This is a genomic window from Vibrio anguillarum, assembly GCF_001989995.2.
Taxonomy (GTDB): Bacteria; Pseudomonadota; Gammaproteobacteria; order Enterobacterales; family Vibrionaceae; genus Vibrio; species Vibrio anguillarum.
On the sequence record NZ_JAHGUP010000027.1, the window covers coordinates 193592 to 200846 of the forward strand.

Here is a 7255-nt window from a genome sequence, read left to right on the forward strand (position 1 = left end):
TGTACTTGATAACCAACAGGGAAAAAAGCAAAGCCGATGAACAATTTCACTCATAAACTCTATATTCTGACCGAACACAACGATATTTATCGACAAGCGATTGAACAGGCGCAGTTGAGCGGCTTAGCCATCACTGACGATCGCAGCGAAGCAACCATTTTGCTGGCCGCACCACCACTGGCGGCAAAGTATTTGGACGATTTTCCGCAACTGGAATGGTTGCACTCGGAATATGCAGGCGTCGACACCTTAATGTCGCCACAACTTCGTCAAGATTATGAGCTCACCAACGTTAAAGGCATCTTCGGCCAGCAAATTGCTGAATACGTTCTGGGCAACCTGATTACACACTTTCGCCACTTTGCTTGCTACGCGCAGCAACAAGCGGCTAAACAGTGGCAGACCCACCCTTATCAATCGATCAATGATAAAACCATGGTGATCCTCGGCACAGACTCGATTGGCAGCCATTTAGCAAAAGTAGCCAAAGCCTTTGGTTTGCACGTGATTGGCGTCAACCGCACTGGCATCCCAGCCAAAAACGGGGGTTTTGATAAAACCTATCACATTAACGAGCTTGCTACTGCCCTCGCCCACGCGGAGGTTGTGGTCAGTACGTTACCCAACACGCCGCACACCAAAGGCTTACTCAATCAAAGTACATTGAGCCATTGCCACAATGCATTACTGTTTAATGTCGGGCGCGGTAAAAACCTTATTGAGAGTGATTTGATTGCATTGATTGAAGAGGGGCACATTCAACACGCCTACCTCGATGTATTTGAAAAAGAGCCATTAAGCGAAGATCACCCGTTCTGGACGCACCCTGCCATTAGCCTTACCCCGCACATCGCGGCAGTGAGTTTTCCTGAGCAAGTGGTGGAGATTTTCACCCGTAATTACGGCTTGTGGCGCGACGGGTTCCAACTTGAAAACAGAATTGATTTTGAAAAAGGCTATTAGGTCAAATAGCGGTTAATAATCGGCACTAAGCCTAGGGAAACCTTAACTCAATGTTACTATAGACACGCAAACCACTTGCCATTGCTGTCGAGAATACACTGCCGCATCGAACACGAGTTAATGCGGTAAAACAGGAACGGTATCGCCTAATGACACAAGGAGCAAATCATGCCTTCAGCCATCACTTCGTGGCTACAATCACTGAACATTAATTTAGAACAACTGCTGCCGATTGCTGAAGCACTTGGGCTTATCGCGCTTATTTCTATCGTTATCCATTTAGTGTTGCACCGAGGGGGGAGCCTATGGCTACAGCGGCGCACAACCAACGCACAAGTTTTACAAAACATTCTGTTTAGCAAAAAGCTTTTCAGCCGCTTTGCCTTGTTAATTCAAGGGATTGTCATTTCAATTCAAACTCAGTTATGGCTTAGCCACGCCAGTGCGACTTACGAACTGCTGCATACATTGACCTTACTGTGGATTATCCTCTTTGGCCTGTTAAGCAGTTACGCTCTGCTCAATGTGGTGGAAACGTTACTTTATCGCAGCGCAACCAGCCGTAACATTCCGCTCAAAGGCATTATTCAAAGCATCAAAATCATCGCATTTGTTATCGCGGCACTGTTCGCGACGTCGATTTTAATTGGCAAATCACCAGTGCTACTGCTGAGCGGTTTAGGTGCGATGACGGCGGTCATCATGCTGGTATTTAAAGACCCGATTTTAGGATTAGTGGCGGGGATTCAGCTTTCAGCGAACCAAATGCTAAGCGTCGGTGACTGGCTTGAAATGCCCAAATATGGCGCAGACGGTAACGTCATCGACATTAGCCTGACCACAGTCAAAGTGCAAAACTGGGATAAAACCATCACCACTATTCCTACTTATGCCTTGATCTCTGATTCGTTTAAAAACTGGAAAGGGATGCAAGAATCAGGCGGCCGACGCATTAAACGCAGCGTATTAATTGATGCCAATAGCATTCACTTTCTGACGCCAGAAGAGCAAAGCTACCTACGCAAAGCACAACTCTTAGAGCCCTACTTGGCCGAGAAAGAACAAGAGCTCAACGCCTATAATCAGATGAGCCAACTCGATTTAGCCTGCCGCATCAATGGCCGCCGCTTAACCAACATTGGCAGTTTTCGTGCCTATCTAGAACGTTACTTGCGTAACCATCCCCAAATTCACCAAGGCATGACATTAATGGTGCGCCAACTGGCCCCCACGCACGATGGCGTCGCGCTGGAGATCTATTGTTTCACCAATACGGTCGTGTGGGTCGAGTATGAAGGTATTCAGTCCGATATTTTTGACCACATTTACTCCGTACTGCCCGACTTCGGCCTACGCGTTTCTCAAGCGCCAACTGGCAGTGACTTTCAAGCACTCGCAAGGTAAACATGACATTGCCTGAGTTTCCTCCCCCTAATGGGGGAGGTTTAATCATAAAGTGATCGAGAAGGGTTACAGTTTAAAGCGGTTAATTTCTTGTTGAAGCTCTTTAGATAAGCTAGAAAGCAATTCAGCTTGTTGGGAAGCTTCTTGCGCTTCTTTTGCCAGTTCATCAGAGACGTCGCGTATACCTTGGGTATTACGCGTAATTTCCTCTGTGACTGACGCCTGTTCTTCTGCGGCGGTTGCAATTTGGGTTGCCATATCGCTGATCGTGCCGACCGCTTCACCAATTTTCACTAAGCTTTGCGCGGCCACGTTAGCATCTTCCACGCTACTTTCGGAAAGCTTGCTACTCTCAGTCATGATGTTCACGGCCTGAGTCGTGGTTTTCTGCAAGGTTTCAATCGTCTGTTGAATTTCTTGTGTCGAACTGTGCGTCCGTTGGCTGAGTACCCGAACTTCATCCGCTACCACCGCGAATCCACGCCCTTGCTCACCTGCCCTTGCCGCTTCAATCGCCGCATTCAGTGCCAGTAAGTTGGTTTGCTCAGCAATGCCCTGAATCGCTGACAAGATCGTATTAATATTTTGTGCGTGCTGGTTCAAGTTCTCAATGACTTCTTTGGCCACCGTCATCTCTTTCGACAACTCACTGATCGACTGTTGAGTATTTTTCACCTGCTCAACACCGTGGTTAGAAATTTTCACCGTATCCAAAGACGTGGCCGCTGTATTATCTGCATTGCCTGCAATCTCTTGCGTTGCGGCTGCCATTTCGTTAATCGCAGTGGCCACCATGTTGATTTCATCTTGTTGCACCATAATGCGTCGGGTACGCTCATGGGCTTGCGCTGCGGTGTTTTCTGCTTGCAGTGTTAACCCTTGCGACACTTCATGGAAGCGCTTGATCATGCCGTGCATATTACCGACGAACTGATTAAAGTTATTCGCCAGTGCGCCTACTTCATCTTGATAACGTGGTTCAATGCGCTGCGTAAGGTCAGCATCACCGTCTGCAATTTCCGCCAATGCTTGGGAGACTCGGCCCAAGTCACGCAGTAAGAAGCCAACCAATGCCGAAAACACGATCACGACCAAGATTGTAATGGCGACTGATATCGAGGTTAACTGCATAAAGAGCGCGCCAATATTGGTGTACTCCACCTCTTTATCGAGCTCAATGCCGAGCACCCAGTCAGTCTCAGGAACGGCGGTAAAGAATAATAATTTTTCGACATCACCAACCATCACGGTTTGTATTTTATTCTCTGCCATTGAGCGGTCGATGACTTGCTGCGTTAGGTTAGGGCTATAAGAAGCCAGCGGTTTGAGAATCAAATCTTTATTACGGTGTGCAACAATTAACCCGGTATCACGGTTGATCAACATAGCGTTTGATTTTGCCCCTGCATCAATCGCAATGACATCCTTCACCAATTGATCAATTAACACATCAGCACCAATAACGCCCCAAAACTGTCCGTCTTTTTTAATCGGTTCAGCGAGCGTTACCATCAAAGCGCCCGTGATCGCATCAGCATAGGCGGCAGTTAATATCGTGCCGGAGCTATTTTTCGCTTCTTGATACCATCCTCTTGTCCGAGGATCATAGCTTGCATTGTCTGCGCCTCGAGACGGAATAGAACGGTGCATGGTGCCTTGCTCAGTGCCGAAATAGAGTAAATCAAACTGTGCGCCTTGCTGAGCTTGCTGTAAAAAAGGCAGTGAATCTTCCTTCATCGTGTGAGGGATCACCGCACTAATGACTTTGCTACGAACATCCAACCATTGGGTAATCGAACTCGTTGCCGATTTCGAGATACCATACACCCTTTCCTTGATGCCACTCTCCGTTTCATCTTTCAATAAATTTGCCGACAGTAACGTCAACACCACCGCCATCACAATAACAACAAGCAAACTTGTCATTATCAACTTACCTTTTAACGATAGATTCACAACTCACCCCCATTGGTGAAATAGATTAGATTTTACTTGTAAGAATCGCCCACTACACATGTACACTTTGCACTCACACCGCGTCGTAATTAACCGACAAAAAGTCCAAGCCACAATCTAAGCTACAAAGCGTTATCTAAGCTACAAAGCGTTATCGTTTAGTTGCTAATGGATAAAAATCTTTTACACCCATTAATAGTAAGTTACTTCTATTAACAGTGCAATTAACACGGCAAAACATTGCGCTCAATCTATCACCTCATAACCTAAACTGCGCAACGTAACCGCAAAAGCTTGCTTTGTGGTGGGCTCTCCATGAATCAAATGAATTTGCTTAGGCTTAGTGGCAATGCCCTCAATAAAGCGCAACAAATCGGCTTGGTCGGCATGGGCAGAATAGCCCGACATACTGTGAACCTGTGCATTCACTAGTACGTCATCGCCATCGATCATTACCGAGTGATCGCCTTGCGCAATTGCTCGGCCCAGAGTGCCTTGTGCTTGGAAGCCCGCAAAGATCACATCGGTTCTTTTATCAGGCAACAGCGCTTTTAAATAGGCCATCACTCGGCCACCTTCACACATGCCAGACGCGGCCACCACAATCGCCGCTTCCCCTGTTGAGGCTAAACGGTTGACCAATGCTTGATGGCTTCGATAATCTTGAACGGTAATACACTGTTCAAACGCAAGCGGATGCCTTTGTGCATCCAAACGATTTTTCGCCTCTTTTCCCCACAATTTTTTTAAACTTTCGGTAAGATTTCGTCACCTGTTGCGCCATGGGTGAATCTAAAATAATCGGAATATTGCCATCGATTTCACCGCTGAAGATCAATTGTTCAATATCAAACAGCAGCTCTTGTGTTCGGCCCACACTGAATGCTGGAATTAAAATGGTGCCACCGTCTTGCAAAGAACGGTTGATGATGTCCTTTAAGCGCTGCGCCCGCAGCTGCACATTGTCGTGGGTTTTGTTCGCGTAGGTTGATTCAATCAGCAGATAATCAGCGCGAGGCGGAGAGACTGGGTCCGGCAATAAGGGTGTGTTGCTGGGACCTAAATCCCCTGAAAACGTAAACGCTCAATTAACCAGTGAGGCCTTATTCAGCCTCACGGATTTCTACATTCCATGGCATAAGATCAGTCAGATCATCACTTGAAGAGCGCTTCGGTAATTCCCTGAACAGGTGCACGAAGTAGAAGTACGGATTGATATCGTTAGCACGACAAGTCATGACCAGGCTATAGAGGTTTGCACTGGCCTTTGCTCCGCCAACTGAAGTTGAGAACATCCAATTTTTGCGCCCAGTCGTAAACGGACGCACATCTCTTTCAGTCACGTTATTATCGATGCTGATATTTCCGTCTGCCAGATAGGTAAGGAGTTTTGGCCACTGGTTTATCGTATAGTTGATAGCAACCCCGAGCTTTCCCTTCGGTAATTGTGTTTCTTTGATTCCGACCAGCCATTTGTGGAACTCATCAAGAACGGGGCTGGATTTTTGTTGCCTAATCTGCTGTCGTATTTCTGGACTTAGCCCTCTGACTTCCCGTTCAATGCCGTAGAGTTTTCCAATATAGTTCAACGCTTTCTCTACACGGCCCACTTTCTTTGTTGGTTGGGCTTTTTGAGCATCGGTGAACTTACGTCTCACATGTGCCATGCAACCCGCTTGTGTTACTGTTTTCAGTGTGTCATAGGCAGGATATCCATCTGACAGTAGATACCCTGAGTAGTCACCCAAGAAGGTTTTTACACAATTTGCACTTCGACTCGGTTGGTAATCGTAGATGACTACGGGAGTCGTATGGAACTCGCCACTTCGGTAGACCCACATGTAGGATTGACTCTGAGCTGTCTTGCCTGGCTCCGATAGCACCTGTACCGTGGTTTCATCTGCGCAGATAAGGCTTTCTGATAACAGATGGGCTTTCATCTGGTCGATAATGACTTCAACTTTACTCCCTAACTGAACGCACCAGTTTGCCAAAGTACCTCGGCTGATATCAATATCACCGCGTTTGAGGATATCAACCTGTCTGTATAGCGGTAATGCATCCACATATTTTGCTGTAACGATGGCGGCGAAGGTTTCTGGGCTGCCGATACTTTTGGGGATCATGCTAGCGGGTTTTGGAGCTGTCACTATCTTACTACTGATTTCGGTATGCTCGCACTGGCGGCAAGCATATTTGGTTCGTTCATGACGGAGCACACTGATTTTCTGAGGGATGATCTTCAGCTCTTCCGAAGTCTCCACGCCACACTTATGCAGTTCATGACCGCAACATTCGCAGTGTGGCGCATTCAGCGTATGCACCTGAACTTCCCGCTCTAACTCTTTGGGTAAAGGCTTACGTCCTTTTTTATGATGGGCTGGCTCTGGCTTGTTCAGCGCATTTTGCTGCTCTGCTTCGTTAAAGGTACCTTTAGCCACCTTTTCACTTTGGGAAGAGAACCGTTTGGATTTACTGAGATTGAGTTGCTCAAGTAGAAGTTCCACCCGTGTTTTAAGCTCAGCCATTTCTTCTTGCTGAGCCTGTAGCAGTTTATCCTTAGCCAGGTTGGCTTCCTGAAGCGCTAACAGTATCGCTTTCAGTTGTTCTACATCATCAGGAAGGTCATTCATTTGTCAGGCTCTTGGTCAAGATTATGCTGTTAGTCTGACAGAGGAAAAGGATCGTTCAAGCCCTTTATATCGATCATGGTTTTAGCTCACACTTCAAGACCATATAAGGGCTGGTGAGCCTTAGGATGCTCCAGATTAAGCCCTGATAATAGCCACTGAAGTTGCTGTCTGGAAATAGCTACGTGACCCAATTTATTTGGTTTCGGCCATTTAAAGCGGCCTTTCTCCAGTCGGCGGTAATAAAGCCAGAAGCCATTGGTATGGTGAGTAGACCAGAGTAGTTTCACCTCTAGCCTCTC

The 7255-nt window shown here is 46.9% G+C and carries 5 protein-coding genes and 1 pseudogene; 2 read left to right on the forward strand and 4 right to left on the reverse strand.

Annotation, left to right across the window (positions count from 1 at the left end; all coding sequences use genetic code 11):
• Nucleotides 1-36: 36 nt before the first annotated feature.
• Nucleotides 37-963, forward strand: a complete 927-nt coding sequence (locus PL85_RS08325) for a D-2-hydroxyacid dehydrogenase (protein ID WP_019282258.1) — start codon at nucleotides 37-39, stop codon at nucleotides 961-963.
• A 168-nt stretch (nucleotides 964-1131) separates the two neighbouring features.
• Entirely contained in the window at nucleotides 1132-2367 is a 1236-nt protein-coding gene (locus tag PL85_RS08330) for a mechanosensitive ion channel family protein (RefSeq protein WP_194573140.1), read from the forward strand.
• 66 nt (nucleotides 2368-2433) lie between these two features.
• On the opposite strand, the gene PL85_RS08335 is transcribed toward PL85_RS08330, so the two are convergent.
• From PL85_RS08335 to tnpB, 4 genes and pseudogenes are all read right to left on the reverse strand, one after another.
• Nucleotides 2434-4323 (reverse strand): methyl-accepting chemotaxis protein, encoded by a 1890-nt coding sequence (locus PL85_RS08335; RefSeq protein WP_017045419.1) that lies wholly within the window; start codon nucleotides 4321-4323, stop codon nucleotides 2434-2436.
• Nucleotides 4324-4569: 246 nt separating this feature from the next.
• A pseudogene (locus PL85_RS08340) lies at nucleotides 4570-5398 on the reverse strand (beta-CASP domain protein); the annotation flags it as partial.
• Nucleotides 5399-5426: 28 nt separating this feature from the next.
• A complete protein-coding gene (gene tnpC, locus PL85_RS08345; protein WP_081245518.1) occupies nucleotides 5427-6956 on the reverse strand; it encodes an IS66 family transposase in 1530 nt (509 codons plus the stop codon).
• Nucleotides 6957-7042: 86 nt separating this feature from the next.
• Nucleotides 7043-7255, reverse strand: a 213-nt coding sequence (gene tnpB, locus PL85_RS08350) for an IS66 family insertion sequence element accessory protein TnpB (protein WP_194571116.1), incomplete at its 5' end; no start/stop codon positions are given.